Below are 15954 nucleotides of genomic sequence, written 5' to 3' on the forward strand. Positions count from 1 at the left end.
CATATCAGCGTGAAAGATTTTCCGGCGAGGCCGAACCGGTTTGCAGCATTTGCTGCCTGAATGCCTCGAATTCCTTTTCGAAGTCCAGCGTCTTGCGCTGGGAACTCATCGCCATCAGTGCCTGCGCGTTCCCGGATGGATTGGATTTTACCCAAATCCAGACACGGCGTTCGCGAATGTACAGCATAGCGAAAATTCCCAATACCAGCAGGAGGCAGCCAAGGTACACCACTTTCTGGCCGGGCGAGCGCGTCACTTGCAAAACCGAGGCCTTCACCTCGGTAAATTCCTGCAATTGCAGATAGACCGGGGCGCCATAGGCGAAAGAGTCCGCCAGTGCATTGGCCGCCAATTGCATGAATCGGGCATTCTTTTCATTCGCCTCAGCCGCCTTCAGGCCATCGCTGGCGCGAGCAGCCTGCCAAAGATCCCACAAGGTGCCGTTGAGAATTTTCATGAAAATGTCAGCCGCCTTTTCCTGCTGGTCAGCCGGCACTTTTTGCAGGAAGCGCGACACGGCCACGTAACCGCCCTCTTCCTCGGCGCCGGCAAAAATCGCCAGGCCGCGCTGCGCCGATGCCTGCAATTGTTCGCGCAACTTTGCCGTCGATGCTTCCTTGCCCGGCAAGGCCCGCTCGGCATAGCGCTGCGCTGCCTGCTGGCGCAATTCCGGCGTCATCAGCGCAGCGCGCAAGCGCATCCACTCGGCGACCGAAGCATTCTCATCGGCAGGGATACGCAAGTAACGGAAAGGCTCGCTGGGCGACTCGCGCAAGCCCGCTAGGAAGACATCGCCACCCTCGGTTTCCACCGGCAGCATGTAATTGTGGAATTCACGCGCCTGGCCAGTCTTGTCGCGCAACTTGTATTGCACGCTGGGGCCGATATTCTTGAAAGCCTTGCCGTCGGCGCCGCGGGCAGCCGATCCAAGCTGCTTGTCCAGGCCGGTGGAAAGGCGCTGGTTAAAGGATTGCGCAGGATTCACGGCACGCACGTCCTGGCCATTGTTGGCCATGTTCTCAACGTTAAACGGCCTGAATCCCGACCATTCCACCGTGTAGTCGGCATATTGCGCCGCCGCCAGCGGCGTCGTCCCGCCGACTTCGCCGGCAAGTTCAAAGCGCTTGTTGCCGCTGCCATTCATGGGATAGCCGGCCAGCTTGAGCTTGCTGCCGCCATCGTCGAAGCTCGACTGGTATACCGCCATGCCCTTGTGAATCAGCGGCTGGTTGACCTTGATGACCGTCGAAAACCGCTTGCCGGTATCGTGGTCGATCACCGTCACCTCGCTGGCAAACAATTTCGGCATGCCCGTCGAGTAATAATCAATGATGAACTTGTCAAGCTGCAGGGTAAAGGGCAAATCCTGGATCAGCACGCCCTTGGCGCGGGGCAGAATCGCCGTATTGCTGCTGGCACCTTCCGGAATGAAGGTATTGCCGCGGAAGCTGGGATTGCTCTGGCTTAATCGATGTTTCGCCGGGATTTGCGCAATGACACCAGTGCCGCCGAATGGCGTCTTGCCATGCATCCATTCCTGGTAACGGATCGGCAGGTCCGAATCAAGCAAACCGCCGACGCAAATGATGACAATGGCGCTGTGGGCAAAAATGTAACCCCATTTGTTGGCAGCGCCCTGCTTGGCGGTGATCAGCATCGCCTCGCCCTTGTCGACCACGCGCGCCTTGTAACCGTTGGCATGCACCCGTGCCAGCAACTGCGACACCAGTTCGGCCGGCGCCATCGGCGCCTGCCATTCCGCCTTGTGATGGAAGTTACGCAGCGATTGCTCGCGCACGTTTTCCCGCCAGCTGCGCATGTCTTTCAGCATTTTCGGGGCATTGCGCGCGATGCACAGCGACGTCGACACCACCAGGAAGGCCATGATCAGCAAGAACCACCAGGTCGAATAGACCGCATACAGGCCCAGCTTGCCAAACACCTCGAACCAGAATGGCCCGAACTGGTTGACGTAATTGGTCATGGGCTCGTTTTGCTTGAGCACGGTGCCAATCACGGATGCGATTGAAATCAGCGTCAAAAGGCTGATGGCAAAGCGCATCGATGAGAGCAGTTCCACCAGGTCCGCCAGCCAGCGGCGCTGGGTCTTCAACTGAAGTCCGGAAGTCGTTGTTTCCATTTTCTCTACAAAAAAGCAAAAGGGGTGGCTTGCGCCACCCCCCTTCAACCAGTACAAGTCACTTGGTCGTTATTTCAAGCCGGCCACGTAGTCTGCCACAGCCTGGATTTCTTCGTCAGACAAGCGCTTGGCAATCGTCGTCATCTGGGGACTGTTCTTGCGGGCGCCGGAGCGGAAGGCCTTCAACTGGGCATCGGTATAATCCTGGTGCTGGCCGCCGATGCGGGCAAACTGTGCGGGAATGCCCGCGCCAGTGGGGCTGTGGCAGGCAGCACATGCCGGCACATTTTTCTCGGCAATGCCACCGCGGTAGATTTTCTTGCCCAGTTCAACGGTATCCTTGTTCTTGGCAGCGCCGGGCTTCTGGACTTGTGCATCGAGGAATGCGGCGATGTTGCGAATATCATCATCCGTCAGTGCCTTTGCAATCGTCGTCATGACGGGATTGTTTCGCTGCGGACCTTTGAAGTCATGCAATTGCTTGACCAGGTAAGCCTCATGCTGATCGGCCAGTTTCGGGTTTTGCGCAATAGTCGAATTGCCCGCGGCGCCGTGGCAAGCCACGCAAGCCGTGATATTGCGGGAAGCATCGCCATTGACATACAGCGCTTCGCCGCGTGCCAGGTCAGCTTTTTTAGGCGCAGCATCGGACGCCACCGCGAAAGAAGACACGGCCAGCAAACCGACGCACAAGGATTTCACCAATTGAGAAAATTTCATTCAAACACCCTGAGACTTAATATTAATATTCTGGCCGCATGACGGCAGTTCACCGCACCACGATAATCCGCAAACGGCTGGGTTTTGCAACGCAATAACCGCAACCCCTTATTGTACAATAGCTTTTCGGCATTTCGCCTGTTTCGCTGTATTTTCTGCTCCTTCTATGTCCCTACTCTGGCAAGCCCGCTTTTTCACTACGGTGAACCACTTGCGTGATTTGCCCACGACGCAAGTCCCCGAAATCGCCTTCGCCGGTCGTTCCAACGCCGGCAAGTCGACTGCGCTCAATACCCTGTGCAACCAGAAAAAACTGGCCTTCGCCTCCAAAACCCCGGGGCGCACGCAGCATATCAATTATTTTTCCATTGGTGGCGCCCACGTCGGCCAGCACCGCAAGGACGAGACCCGGGTCGAAGAAATCCGCGCCCTGCTGGTCGATCTGCCCGGCTATGGCTATGCCGAAGTCTCGGGATCAGCCAAGCTGCACTGGCAGCAATTGCTGGGGGATTACGTGCAACGGCGCGAACAATTGTGCGCCCTCGTCCTGATCGTCGATGCGCGCCGTCCTTTCACCGACCTGGATATCCAGATGCTGGAATGGTTTGCCCCGACTGGCAAGCCGATTCACTGCATCCTCTCCAAGGCCGACAAGCTCAATCGCAATGAGCAGGCCAACGCCCTGCGCCAGGCCCGCACCTTCCTGGGCAGCTATGTCGATGAGGAAGGTAGTCCGTTCCCCTTCACCGTGCAGTTATTTTCAGCCCTGAAACGCCAGGGATTGGAAGAGGCCGACGAACGCATCCTCGACTTGCTGGGCCTTGCCGGGGAGGAAGGAGAAGGCGCCAATGACGTTGAAGCGGATGCTGCAACCGCCACAGAAGATGATGCCGGCGGGGTTCCCGAGCCGACGGAAAAGCCGGCAACACCACCGGAAAATCCTTGAGAACCAAAATATCCACGCAAAAAAAAGCCCTGAAGAAAGGGGAGTATCTTCAGGGCACGAACGCCTTATCGCTTATGCCACGATAGGCCCCGCTCAGGGAGGAGAAGCGGGAGGTGAACGAATCACCTGTTACTCAGAGCCTGATATTTGCTAAAAGTTTCAATCAATTTTCAAGTTTTGTTTAAAAAGTTTCTGAAACCCAATTCGATCCAGACCATGCCTACCATTCCACACACCTCTGCCTTTCCGGCCATCCGGATGCGCCGCATGCGGCGGGATGCTTTTTCCCGCGCCATGATGCGCGAGAATGTCATTACTCCGGCCGACCTGATTTACCCGGTCTTCATCCTGGACGGCCAGAACCAGCGCCAGGCAGTCGGTTCCATGCCCGGCGTCGAACGCCTGTCGCTCGACCTGCTGCTGCCGGTCGCGGAAGACTGCGTCAAGCTCGGCATTCCGGTCATGGCGCTATTCCCGGTCATCGATCCGTCACTCAAAACTGCGGACGGCAGTGAAGCGGCCAACCCCGAAGGCCTGGTGCCGCGCGTCGTGCGCGAACTGAAGGCGCGTTTCCCGGAACTGGGCATTCTCACCGATGTCGCACTCGACCCTTACACCAGCCACGGCCAGGACGGCGTGATTGACGACACCGGTTACGTCCTCAACGATGAAACCAGCGTCCTGCTGGTGCAGCAGGCGCTCGTGCAGGCCCAGGCCGGCGTCGATATCGTCGCCCCCTCGGACATGATGGATGGCCGAATCGGCGCGATCCGCGCCGCGCTGGAAGAAGAGCGCCACATTTATACCCGCATCATGGCGTATTCGGCCAAGTACGCATCGGCCTACTACGGCCCGTTTCGCGATGCGGTCGGCTCGGCTGCCAACCTGGGCAAGGGCAACAAGGCGACCTACCAGATGGACCCGGCCAACGGCGATGAAGCCCTGCGGGAAGTCGCGCTTGATCTTGCCGAAGGCGCCGACATGGTGATGGTCAAGCCCGGCATGCCCTACCTGGATATCGTCCGCCGGGTCAAGGATGAATTCAGGGTGCCGACTTTCGCCTACCAGGTCAGCGGCGAGTACGCCATGATCAAGGCGGCGGCGCAAAATGGCTGGCTTGACCACGACAAAACCATGATGGAGAGCATGCTGTGCTTCAAGCGCGCAGGCGCCGACGGCGTGCTGACCTACTTTGCCCGCGACATCGCCCGCCTGCTCAAGGCCGGCTAAACCTTCCAGACAAGGTCACCCTCCTGCGCCAATGGACATCCTATTCATCAGCGATCAGCGAGCGTCGCACATCAGCGACGCCGATGCCCTCAACCTCAAGGACAACGGCTTCCTCTGGCTTGACGCCACGCTTGCGGAAGTCACCGCGGATGTACCGGCATGGCGTGCGGCCGTCGAACGCATCACCGGCACCGAGTTGCACGACCTGCACGTCAGCGATGCCATCAACATCCGGCATCCCTCCTACTTCGACTCGACGCGCGACTATGAAATGGTGGTATTTCGCAAGCTCGCCCTGGCGCAGGAAGCGGATGCCGAGGCTGTGCGCCACGCCGAGCCTGGGGCAGAAGCCAGGCGCAAGATCCCCCCGGCCCTGACCAGACTGGCGACCCAGCCGGTGACGTTCCTGGTCATGGACCGGGCGCTGGTCACGGTGCATGGCGAACCCGGGCGCACCATTGCACAGGCGCGCAAGCGCCTGCTTGACTACGAGTTCAAGGCGGGCGCCAGCCATGCCAGCCGGCCGCCGGCGTCGCCGCGGGAATTGATGCTGCGCCTGTTGAATGCGATGGTCGACCAGTACCTGGAATTGCGCCAGCCGCTCACCACCCAGATCGATCGCTGGCAGCGGGCCTTGCTCAATCCGCGGCGCCCCTTCAATGACTGGACTGCCCTGCTCGATGCGCGCATCGAATTGCGCAAGCTCGACCTGCTCTGCGAAGAGCAGCACGACGCGCTGCAAGAATTGCGCGACCATTTCGTCGATACCTGGCACGCCAGCGAGAACGGCCACGCCAAGGATGTGCTGCTGGTGCGGATCAACGATGTGATGGAGCATGTCGCCCGGGTCCTGAACCACGCGCGCCGCCTGGAAGCCTCCATCGAATCTGCCGTACAGATCCATTTCTCCGCCATGGCGCACCGCACCAGCGAGATCATGCGCACCCTGACGGTATTGACCGCACTGTTCATGCCGCTCACGCTCATCACCGGGATATTCGGCATGAACTTCATTGAAATGCCGCTTTTGAAGCATCATGACGGTTTCTGGATCATCATGGGCATGATGGCTGCCACCGTCGCAGTCGCGCTGCTCATCTTCCGCCGCAAGCGTTTTCTGGAAGATCGCAACGCCGATAGCTGAAAATCAGGCAGGCCTGATGCCTGCCTTCGCCATAAAAAAACGCCCGGGAATGCCAGGCGTTTTTTGCGTTTACTGGGTCAAACCATCACTTGTTCGGCTGTGGCGTCAGGCGCAGGTAGGGACGCGGCGCAGTGTAACCCTTTGGATATTTTTCCTTGATCACTGCCTCGTCCTGCACGGTCAACGGGATGATCACGTCATCGCCATCACGCCAGTTGCCAGGTGTCGCCACCGTGTATTTGTCGGTCAGCTGCAGGGCGTCGATCACGCGCAGCACTTCATCGAAATTGCGGCCGGTGCTCATCGGATAAGTGATGGTCAGGCGTACCTTCTTGGCCGGATCAATCACGAACAGCGAGCGCACCGTGGCAGTGACCGACTGGTTCGGATGGATCATGTCATAGAGCGTCGAGACGGTCTTGTCCGCATCGGCAATGATGGGAAAGCCAACCACGGTCTTCTGGGTTTCCTCGATATCCTTGATCCAGTCCTTGTGCTTGTCGACCGGGTCGACCGACAGTGCAATCGCCTTGACGTTGCGCTTGTCGAATTCGCCCTTGAGCTTGGCGGTCAGGCCCAGTTCGGTAGTGCACACCGGCGTGAAATCGGCTGGATGGGAAAACAGCACCACCCAGGAATCGCCTGCCCACTCATGAAACTTGATCTTGCCGATGGAAGAATCCTGCTCGAAATCAGGTGCGGTATCGCCCAGACGCAAACTCATGTCATGCTCCTTATGCGGTTAATCATGAAGCAACAATATACCGGCTCACGCGGCACTTACCAACGACATTAATCAACTTTGCAAATAACATTCCGCTATATCTGATTGACCCGCTCCAGCGCCTGCAAAAAACGCTCGGCATTCTGGAAGCCGATGACCCGGCCGCCCGGGATCTCCTGCCCCTGTTTGTCGAAAAATATGATCCCCGGCGGCCCAAACAGCCTGAACCGCTTGAGCAGGGCCTTGTCGTCATCGTTATTTGCCGTGACATCCGCCTGCAACAATACCATCTGGTCGAATTGCGCCTGGACGCGCGCGTCGGTGAAAGTGAACCGCTCCATTTCCTTGCAGGAGACGCACCAGTCGGCATAAAAGTCGAACATGACGACCTTGCCTTGCGCCTGCGCCAGGGCCGCTTCCAGTTCGGCCAGCGATTTGACCCGGCGAAACTCGACATGGCGCACTTCCGTGCCGCGCAGCTTTGCCAGCGGCGCCAGAGGGTCCGTCGCCCCGGTGGCCACCCCGGTCATCTGCAGCACTCCCAACAGGGCGAATACCAGCCCGCACGCCTTGGCCAGCCAGCCAGCCTTGCGGCTCCAGAGGAGGAATGCGCCATAGCCGCCGGCGAGCAAGGCCCACCCGAGCATTTGCATCTTGACCGACAACAACGGCGACACCATCCACAAGGCCATCGCCAGCATCAGCACGCCGAAGAAGCGCTTGACCTCCACCATCCAGGCGCCCGCGCGCGGCAGCAAGGTACCTGCGGAAATCCCCACCAGCAGCAAAGGTATGCTCATGCCCACGGCCATCGCAAACAGGGCGCCGCCGCCGACCAGCACATCACGTGTCTGGCTGATGTAAATCAGCGCTCCCGCCAGCGGCGCGGCAACGCAGGGGCCAACGATCAGCGCCGAGATTGCGCCCATGGCAAACACCCCCAGCAGCTTGCCGCCCGCCTGCTTTCCCGAGGCCTGCAGCAGCCGGTTCTGAATGAATGCCGGCATCTGCAGTTGATAGACATCGAACATGGCCAGGGCGAATGCCACCATCAGCACGGCAAATCCGGCAAGGAAAACCGGCTGTTGCAGCGCCGCGGCTAACCCTTCTCCGACCAGGCCTGCGGCGATACCCAGCGCGGTATAGACCAGCGCCATGCCGAGTGCATACGCAAGCGACAGGATAAAGGCGCGCTTGCGGCCGATGCCGGTTCCCTCGCCGACGATGATCGACGACAGGATCGGCACCATCGGCAGCACGCAGGGCGTAAAAGCCAGACCGAGCCCGAGAACCAGGAACAGCGGCACGATGACCAGCAACTTGCCGCTCTTGAGCGCAGCTTCGATACGCCCCATCTCGCCCGTAGAGGCGCCCGCAAGCCCAGCGCTGGCAGACGCCGGCACGAGCCGCGTATCCAGTTTTGCGACCGACTCCATCGGGGCATAGCACAAGCCCTTGTCTGCGCAGCCCTGGCTGGCCACCTTCAGCGTGAAAGCGCCACTTGCATCAACGGGCAGGGTCACTGTCACGGCATCGCGATAGGTTTCGACATCCTTCTGAAACGTTTCATCAAACTTTACCTTGCCAGGCGGAATCTGCGGCGTGCCCAGACGCGCTCCCTCCGCGGCAAAGCCAAAGCGTTCGCGATACATGTAGTAGCCTTTGGCGATGGCAAAGCGGACTTCAACGCTGGCCGCATCCTTCATGCTGGCAGAAAATTTGAAAGCCTCTTGCGGCGGCAGGTAATCCTCGTCGGCGTGTGCGCCGGTCACCGCCACGGTCAGCAGCACCGCGCACAACAGGCGCAGCATTGCAGCCATCAAATTGGCAGTTCGTTCAGACATCGGTGTTCTTTCTGGTTTCTTCGGCGATCCATGCCAGGTAGGGCTGCCAGCCCGCACATGGCGTTATCGCGATAATTTCCGGAACTTGATACGGATGCGCCTGCCGGATCGCCAACTCCAGTGCGGCATACTGGTGCAGCACGGTCTTGATCAGCAGGGTCGTTTCTTCAGCCTCTTCAATCGCGCCCTGCCAGCGATACACCGATCGCACGCCCGGCAGGCAATTGACACAGGCGGCAAGTCGGGCGTCGACGAGGCTGCGCGCGAGACGATTCGCGCTCGCCGCATCCGGCATGTTCGTCATTACAAGCAGCACCGATTCCATTGTCGTTCCAGGGACCGCTTGCAACGGCGGTCAAGTCAAGAGGCGGCGGCGCGTGAGGATCACGGCGAGATAGAAGCCGCCGAAGCAATAAAACAGCAGGATTGCCAGGTTTCCCCAGGCCCCTGCAGGCACGCCGCCAAGAATCAGGGGCCGCACCAGTTCGACCGCAGCGCGCAACGGCAAAAATCGTGAGATTTTTTCAAGCCAGCCCGGCAACTGCGACACCGGGTAGTATACCCCCGAGAGAAAAACCATGGGCGTGAGCACCAGCGTGAAGTAATACGTGAAAAAATCATAACCGCGCGCCAGCGCATTGACGATCAGGCCAAGCGCTGAAAAGCATATCCCCACCAGGAACAGCAATGGCAACACGAGCAGTGTTTCCAGGTGCAGGCCGATGCCGAGGACGAACATGACCGCCACGATCGCCACGCCGGAAAACAGCGCCTTGGTCGCTGCCCACAGCGCCTCCGCCAACACCACATCGTCCAGCGAGAGCGGCGCATTCATCAGCGCTTCCCAGGTTTTCTGCACATGCATGCGCGAGAAAGCCGAATACAGGGCCTCGAACGACGCCGCCATCATGATCGACATGCAAATCGACCCCGATGCCAGGTAGTGAAGATACGGCACGCCGTCGATGCTCTTGAGCAGGCTGCCCAGGCCATAGCCGAACGCAATCAGCGTAATCAGCGGATCGGCGATATTGCCCAGGACGCTGGCTTTTGCCAGCTTTTTCCAGACCAGGAAATTGCGCTGCCATATCGGCACGAAACGCAGGGTAAATTCCGGTAATCGATACAAGGGGTTCGTCATCTCAGTCTCGCATTTCCCGGCCTGTCAGCTTCAGAAACAGGTCTTCGAGGTTGGCCGGCCGATGCAGATAGCGGATACCGGGCATGTCCTGCAATCCTGCCAGCAGGCTTCGGGCATCGTTCGTATAGCAGAAGACCGTCTCGCCGCTGAATTCCATGCGCGCCGACTTGCTGCGACCTTCACGTTCGCCCCACGCCAGGGCATTGTCGCCATAAACTTCCACGACTTCAGCTTCGATATGCCGGCCAATGAGTTCGCGCGGCGTGCCTTCGGCGATAAGCTTGCCGTGATCGATGACTGCGAGGCGATCGCACAGGCGCTCGGCCTCGTCCATGAAGTGCGTCGTCAAAAGAATCGTCTTGCCCTCGGCGAGCAAGGACTTCAGGCGCTCCCAGATCATGTGGCGGGCCTGGGGATCGAGCCCCGTGGTCGGCTCATCCATGAAAATCAGGTCGGGGTCATTGACCAGCGCGCGCGCCAGCGTCAGCCTCCGCTTCATGCCGCCAGACAGCTCACCGATGCGCGCATCGCGCTTGGCTGTCAGGTTGGAGAACTCCAGCAAGGCCGGGATGCGCGCCTTGATCGTCGCATCCTCCATGCCGAAGTAACGCCCATAGACGAGCAGATTCTCGGACACCGTGAAGTCGGGGTCCAGCGTGTCGCTTTGAGGAACGACACCAACACGCAAGCGGGCCTCCCGCGCATCCAGCGGTACGGGTCTTCCCACCAGGGTGATCTCGCCGGAATCGGGAGCAGTCAAGCCCAGGCACAAGCGCAGGGTGGTAGTCTTGCCGGCGCCATTGGGGCCCAGCAAACCATAGCATTCGCCACACCTGAGCGAAAACGACAAGCCATCCACCACGGCAGTTTTTTCCTCGCCTTTGCCGTAGCACTTGCGTAAATTTTGTACTGACAGAATAGAAGGATCGCTCATGGTCGAAATACGTCTGGGTAACGGATCTAGTTTGCCACAGATAGCGCCATGCAGAAAAAACAAAAGCCAGGCATTGCCTGGCTTTTTTTAGCGCTGAAACAGCAGTGGCAAATTACTCGCCGCTGGTGTCTTCGACAGCTTCGGTGGTTTCCGGACGATCGACCAGTTCAACGAATGCCATGGGTGCATTGTCGCCAACGCGGAAGCCCATTTTCAGGATACGCAGGTAGCCGCCGTTGCGGGTGGCATAACGCGGGCCGAGTTCCGAGAACAGCTTGCCGACGATTTCGCGGTCGCGCAGGCGGTTGAATGCCAGGCGCTTGTTTGCCAGCGTATCGGTTTTACCCAGGGTCAGGATCGGTTCGACGACGCGGCGCAGTTCCTTGGCTTTCGGCAAGGTGGTCTTGATGGCTTCATGACGCAGCAGGGAAACGGTCATGTTGCGCAGCATTGCGAGGCGATGCGACGAAGTGCGGTTGAGCTTACGAAGGCCGTGACGGTGACGCATGGTAGTTCCTTTCAAATTTAAGTTTAAATCCAGCTCTTCTATCGACTACCCAGTGCAGTCGCGGGCCGGTAAAAATCAATGGCTTACAGCGGTACAACAACGGGGCCAAGCTACAGCCCCGCAATACAATTACTTCTCCAGACCAGCCGGCGGCCAGTTTTCGAGTTTCATGCCGAGGGTCAGACCACGCGACGCCAGCACTTCCTTGATTTCATTCAGGGACTTGCGGCCCAGGTTCGGGGTCTTCAGCAATTCGTTTTCGCTACGCTGGATCAGGTCGCCAATGTAGTAAATGTTTTCTGCTTTCAGGCAGTTAGCCGAACGCACGGTCAGTTCGAGGTCATCCACCGGACGCAACAGGATCGGATCGACCGACGGTGCACGCGACGGCGCTTCAGCAGCGGCTTCGGTGCCTTCCAGTGCGGCAAACACGCTCAACTGGTCAACCAGCACGCGGGCAGACTGACGGATCGCTTCTTCCGGCGAGATGACGCCGTTGGTTTCGATATTGATGACCAGCTTGTCCAGGTCGGTACGCTGTTCCACGCGGGCGGATTCGACCGCATACGAAACACGGCGCACCGGCGAGAACGACGCATCCAGAATGATGCGGCCGATCGTCTTGTTGGCATCTTCCGACAGGCGGCGCACATTGCCTGGAACGTAGCCACGGCCTTTTTCGACCTTGATCTGCATGTCCAGCTTGCCGCCGACCGTCAGGTGGGCAATCACGTGATCCGGGTTGACCAGCTCAACGTCATGCGGCAGATCGATGTCCGAAGCCAGCACGGCTCCTTCGCCTTCCTTCTTCAGGGTCAGGGTCACTTCATCGCGGTTATGCAGCTTGAACACCACGCCCTTCAGGTTCAACAGCATGTCGACGACATCTTCCTGCACGCCATCCAGCGAAGAATATTCATGGACCACGCCGGCGATCGTCACTTCGGTCGGTGCATAGCCGACCATCGACGACAGCAGTACGCGGCGCAGTGCATTGCCGAGCGTGTGGCCGTAGCCGCGCTCAAATGGCTCCATCACGACTTTGGCGTGACCGGCGCCCAGCGCCTCGACTTCAATAATACGGGGTTTCAACAAGCTGTTTTGCATGGAGGAATGTCCTTTTCAATACCCTCGGCTCGTTACACCGATAAGGCTGATGGAGTAGATCGACTATTGTAGAACGGAGAAACTAAACTGCTTGGGGACAGGGCGCCGAATACCGGCATCCTGTCCCCAACTGAATCAGATAAGCGGATTAACGCGAATACAATTCGACGATCAGCGATTCATTGACGTCATTGGCGATTTCGCTGCGGTCTGGAGCGGACTTGAAAGTACCTTCCATCTTCTTGCCGTCAACCGACACCCACGATGGCAGGCCAACTTGCTCAGCCAGCGAGAGGGCTTCGACGATACGGGTCTGCTTCTTGGCCTTTTCACGCACGGCAACCACGTCGCCCGCTTTCACTTGATAGGAAGCGATGTTCACGACGGTGCCATTGACGGTGAATGCCTTGTGGCTGACCAGCTGGCGCGCTTCAGCGCGGGTCGAACCAAAGCCCATGCGATAGGCGACATTGTCCAGGCGCTGTTCCAGCAGCTTCAGCAGGGTTTCGCCGGTGTTGCCCTTGCGACGCTCGGCTTCAGCGAAATAGCGGCGGAACTGGCGCTCCAGGATGCCGTACATACGCTTGACCTTTTGCTTTTCGCGCAACTGGTTGCCGTAGTCGGAGGTACGGGCGCCGGAAGTACGGCCATGCTGACCAGGCTTGGAATCCAGCTTGCACTTGGAATCCAGCGAGCGGCGTGCGCTCTTGAGGAACAGGTCGGTGCCTTCACGGCGTGAGAGTTTAGCTTTAGGTCCGATGTAACGTGCCACGGTAATTTCCTTTGTTTATAAATGACGCCCCGAGCCACGACTGGCCAGGCGCTAGTTTGATCTGTTGGCGATCAAACGGTGGTCTTAAGGACAAAACCCGCCAGGCAAGCCGGCGGGCAATTTACTGCCAACAGCAAATTATATCTTAAATGCGACGACGCTTTGGCGGACGGCAACCATTGTGCGGCACCGGCGTCACGTCCTGGATCTGGGTGATCTTGATACCCAGGTTGTTCAGAGCGCGAACCGCGGATTCGCGGCCAGGGCCCGGGCCCTTGATGCGCACTTCCAGGTTCTTCACGCCGCATTCCTGAGCAACCTTGCCAGCAGCTTCAGCCGCGACCTGGGCTGCGAACGGCGTCGATTTACGCGAACCCTTGAAGCCTGCGCCACCCGAAGTCGCCCACGACAGGGCATTGCCCTGACGGTCGGTAATCGTGATGATCGTGTTGTTGAAGGAAGCGTGGATGTGCGCGATGCCTTCAGCGACGTTCTTTTTGACTTTTTTACGCACGCGTGCTGCTGCGGCGTTATTTGGTGCTTTTGCCATAATGGTTTTCCTTGAATCCGACGAGAGCCTGGATTATTTCTTCAGCGATTGCGCTGCCTTGCGCGGGCCCTTACGGGTACGTGCATTGGTGCGGGTACGTTGACCACGGCACGGCAAGCCCTTGCGATGACGCATGCCGCGATAGCAGCCCAGGTCCATCAAACGCTTGATGTTCATGGACAATTCACGACGCAGATCGCCTTCGACAACAAACTTGCCGATTTCGTCGCGCAGCTTTTCAAGCTCGCTGTCGTCCAGGTCTTTGACCTTCTTGTTGGTCGGAACACCGGTCTTGACGCAGATATCCTGTGCGCGCGGACGACCGATACCATAAATGGCGGTCAGGCCAATCACGGTGTGCTGATGGTTGGGGATATTGACCCCTGCGATACGTGCCATTCGTTATTCCTCGATCAATAACGTTAATTAACCCTGGCGCTGCTTATGACGCGGTTCGGTGCAGATCACACGAACAACGCCCTTGCGCTTGATAATTTTGCAGTTGCGGCAGATCCGCTTCACGGATGCGAGCACTTTCATTTTTGCCCTCTTTCTTTCATTTTCTAAAACATCGCGGGACGGCTAGAACACCGGTGCCCAATCAGTCACTACTTGGTGCGGAATACGATGCGCGCACGACTCAGATCGTACGGCGTCAATTCCACCGTTACCTTGTCACCGGGCAGGATGCGAATGTAGTTCATCCGCATCTTGCCCGATATATGGCCAAGTACGACATGACCATTTTCCAGCTTGACCCTAAACGTAGCATTGGGAAGGTTTTCAAGAACCTCGCCTTGCATCTGAATTACGTCATCCTTTGCCATGCGCCTAGCTCATTCCCCCGACGCTCAACGTAGCGGCAGGCCACCCTTGAAATTTGCTTTCTTCAACAGCGATTCATATTGCTGCGACATTACATAGTTCTGCACCTGCGCCATGAAGTCCATCGTCACGACCACGATAATCAGCAGGGACGTGCCACCGAAGTAGAATGGAACTTGCCACTTCGCAATCAGAAACTCCGGCAACAGACACACCAGGGTGATATACACCGCACCGACCAGAGTCAGGCGCGTCAAAATCTTGTCGATATACCGCGCAGTCTGATCACCAGGCCGGATCCCCGGCACAAAGGCGCCACTTTTCTTCAGGTTGTCCGCAGTTTCCTTGCTGTTGAATACCAGAGCGGTATAAAAGAAGCAGAAGAACACGATGGCAACCGCGTACAGCAGGGCATGAATCGGCTCGCCAGGGGCCAGCGATGCAGCCAGATCTTTCAGGAAGCTCACTGCCGGGCTGGACGCATTGCTGCCCGAAGTGAACCAGCTGGTAATCGTCGCCGGGAACAAGATGATCGACGAAGCGAAGATGGGTGGAATCACACCAGCCATGTTCAACTTCAGCGGCAAGTGACTGCTCTGACCGCCGTAAATCTTGTTGCCAACCTGACGCTTGGCATAGTTGACCAGGATCTTGCGCTGACCGCGCTCAACAAACACGACCAGATAAGTCACCGCAGCCGCCACCACGCAAATCAGGATCGCCGACAGCGCATTCATGGAACCCGTACGAACCAGTTCGAACAAGCCACCCAGCGCACTTGGCAGTCCCGCCGCAATACCAGCGAAAATGATGATCGAGATACCGTTGCCCAGGCCACGCTCGGTAATCTGCTCACCCAGCCACATCAAAAACATGGTGCCGGTAACCAGTGTCACCACAGCCGTCATGCGGAATCCGAAACCCGGATCCAGCACCAGGCCGGCTTGCGACTCCAGGGCAATGGCGATGCCAAAAGCCTGGAACAAGGCCAGCAACAGCGTGCCGTAGCGCGTGTACTGCGTAATCTTGCGCCGACCGGATTCACCTTCCTTCTTGATCGCTTCCAGCTGCGGTGAAACAACTGTCAGCAACTGCATGATGATCGACGCCGAGATATACGGCATGATCCCCAGTGCAAAGATCGTGAATCGCGAAAGTGCACCGCCGGAAAACATGTTGAACATCCCCAGGACGCCGCCCTGGTTTTGCTTGAACAGTTGAGCCAGCTGTGTCGGGTCAATGCCCGGCACCGGAATATGCGCACCAATCCGATACACCACCAATGCGCCCAGCAGGAACCAGAGTCGACCCCACGGAAAGCCGCTCGCCGAGCGCTTGGCGGTTTGAGGAGCAGTAGCCAATTCTTACT

General features: G+C 58.3%; 18 protein-coding genes. 3 read left to right on the plus strand and 15 right to left on the minus strand.

What is annotated here, in order from left to right:
* Positions 1-4 precede the first annotated feature (4 nt).
* Complete coding sequence (locus EKL02_RS17825) at positions 5-2140, minus strand: cytochrome c biogenesis protein ResB (protein ID WP_128903279.1); 2136 nt, start codon at positions 2138-2140, stop codon at positions 5-7.
* 69 nt (positions 2141-2209) lie between these two features.
* Positions 2210-2860: a c-type cytochrome gene (locus EKL02_RS17830; protein WP_128903280.1), complete on the minus strand. Its 651-nt coding sequence runs from the start codon at positions 2858-2860 to the stop codon at positions 2210-2212.
* A 166-nt stretch (positions 2861-3026) separates the two neighbouring features.
* On the opposite strand from EKL02_RS17830, the gene yihA reads away from it, so the two are divergent.
* The 3 genes from yihA to EKL02_RS17845 all read left to right on the plus strand — a co-directional run bounded on the left by yihA (position 3027) and on the right by EKL02_RS17845 (position 6180).
* Positions 3027-3806 carry a ribosome biogenesis GTP-binding protein YihA/YsxC gene (yihA, locus tag EKL02_RS17835; protein WP_128903281.1) on the plus strand — a complete coding sequence of 260 codons (780 nt, stop codon included), beginning with the start codon at positions 3027-3029 and terminating at the stop codon, positions 3804-3806.
* Between the two features lie 216 nt (positions 3807-4022).
* Positions 4023-5036: a porphobilinogen synthase gene (hemB, locus tag EKL02_RS17840; protein WP_128903282.1), complete on the plus strand. Its 1014-nt coding sequence runs from the start codon at positions 4023-4025 to the stop codon at positions 5034-5036.
* Between the two features lie 31 nt (positions 5037-5067).
* Positions 5068-6180, plus strand: a complete 1113-nt coding sequence (locus EKL02_RS17845) for a magnesium transporter CorA family protein (protein WP_128903283.1) — start codon at positions 5068-5070, stop codon at positions 6178-6180.
* 85 nt (positions 6181-6265) lie between these two features.
* Here the strand turns inward: EKL02_RS17845 and EKL02_RS17850 are convergent, their stop codons facing one another.
* From EKL02_RS17850 to secY, 13 genes are all read right to left on the minus strand, one after another.
* Positions 6266-6904 (minus strand): peroxiredoxin, encoded by a 639-nt coding sequence (locus tag EKL02_RS17850; protein WP_128903284.1) that lies wholly within the window; start codon positions 6902-6904, stop codon positions 6266-6268.
* A 95-nt stretch (positions 6905-6999) separates the two neighbouring features.
* Positions 7000-8748 (minus strand): protein-disulfide reductase DsbD, encoded by a 1749-nt coding sequence (gene dsbD / locus EKL02_RS17855; protein ID WP_128903285.1) that lies wholly within the window; start codon positions 8746-8748, stop codon positions 7000-7002.
* Positions 8741-9073, minus strand: a complete 333-nt coding sequence (cutA, locus tag EKL02_RS17860; protein ID WP_128903286.1) for a divalent-cation tolerance protein CutA — start codon at positions 9071-9073, stop codon at positions 8741-8743. Before cutA ends, dsbD begins: the two co-directional genes overlap by 8 nt.
* 30 nt (positions 9074-9103) lie before the next feature.
* Positions 9104-9889, minus strand: coding sequence for an ABC transporter permease (locus EKL02_RS17865; RefSeq protein WP_128903287.1), 786 nt, complete (start codon positions 9887-9889; stop codon positions 9104-9106).
* 1 nt (position 9890) lies between these two features.
* The gene (locus tag EKL02_RS17870) at positions 9891-10823 is read right to left on the minus strand and encodes an ATP-binding cassette domain-containing protein (RefSeq protein WP_128903288.1); all 933 of its coding nucleotides are present in this window, start codon (positions 10821-10823) and stop codon (positions 9891-9893) included.
* A 112-nt stretch (positions 10824-10935) separates the two neighbouring features.
* Positions 10936-11331 carry a 50S ribosomal protein L17 gene (rplQ, locus tag EKL02_RS17875; protein WP_128903289.1) on the minus strand — a complete coding sequence of 132 codons (396 nt, stop codon included), beginning with the start codon at positions 11329-11331 and terminating at the stop codon, positions 10936-10938.
* 129 nt (positions 11332-11460) lie between these two features.
* Complete coding sequence (rpoA, locus tag EKL02_RS17880) at positions 11461-12438, minus strand: DNA-directed RNA polymerase subunit alpha (RefSeq protein WP_128903290.1); 978 nt, start codon at positions 12436-12438, stop codon at positions 11461-11463.
* A gap of 148 nt (positions 12439-12586) precedes the next feature.
* Positions 12587-13210, minus strand: a complete 624-nt coding sequence (rpsD, locus tag EKL02_RS17885) for a 30S ribosomal protein S4 (RefSeq protein ID WP_128903291.1) — start codon at positions 13208-13210, stop codon at positions 12587-12589.
* Between the two features lie 145 nt (positions 13211-13355).
* A complete protein-coding gene (gene rpsK / locus EKL02_RS17890; protein WP_128903292.1) occupies positions 13356-13760 on the minus strand; it encodes a 30S ribosomal protein S11 in 405 nt (134 codons plus the stop codon).
* A 33-nt stretch (positions 13761-13793) separates the two neighbouring features.
* The gene (gene rpsM / locus EKL02_RS17895; RefSeq protein ID WP_128903293.1) at positions 13794-14159 is read right to left on the minus strand and encodes a 30S ribosomal protein S13; all 366 of its coding nucleotides are present in this window, start codon (positions 14157-14159) and stop codon (positions 13794-13796) included.
* A gap of 27 nt (positions 14160-14186) precedes the next feature.
* Positions 14187-14300, minus strand: coding sequence for a 50S ribosomal protein L36 (rpmJ, locus tag EKL02_RS17900; RefSeq protein ID WP_014004415.1), 114 nt, complete (start codon positions 14298-14300; stop codon positions 14187-14189).
* A 68-nt stretch (positions 14301-14368) separates the two neighbouring features.
* The gene (infA, locus tag EKL02_RS17905; protein WP_010812378.1) at positions 14369-14587 is read right to left on the minus strand and encodes a translation initiation factor IF-1; all 219 of its coding nucleotides are present in this window, start codon (positions 14585-14587) and stop codon (positions 14369-14371) included.
* 24 nt (positions 14588-14611) lie between these two features.
* Positions 14612-15946: a preprotein translocase subunit SecY gene (secY, locus tag EKL02_RS17910; RefSeq protein ID WP_128903294.1), complete on the minus strand. Its 1335-nt coding sequence runs from the start codon at positions 15944-15946 to the stop codon at positions 14612-14614.
* Positions 15947-15954: the final 8 nt, after the last annotated feature.

The organism is Janthinobacterium sp. 17J80-10, from assembly GCF_004114795.1.
Taxonomy (GTDB): domain Bacteria; phylum Pseudomonadota; class Gammaproteobacteria; order Burkholderiales; family Burkholderiaceae_D; genus Paucimonas.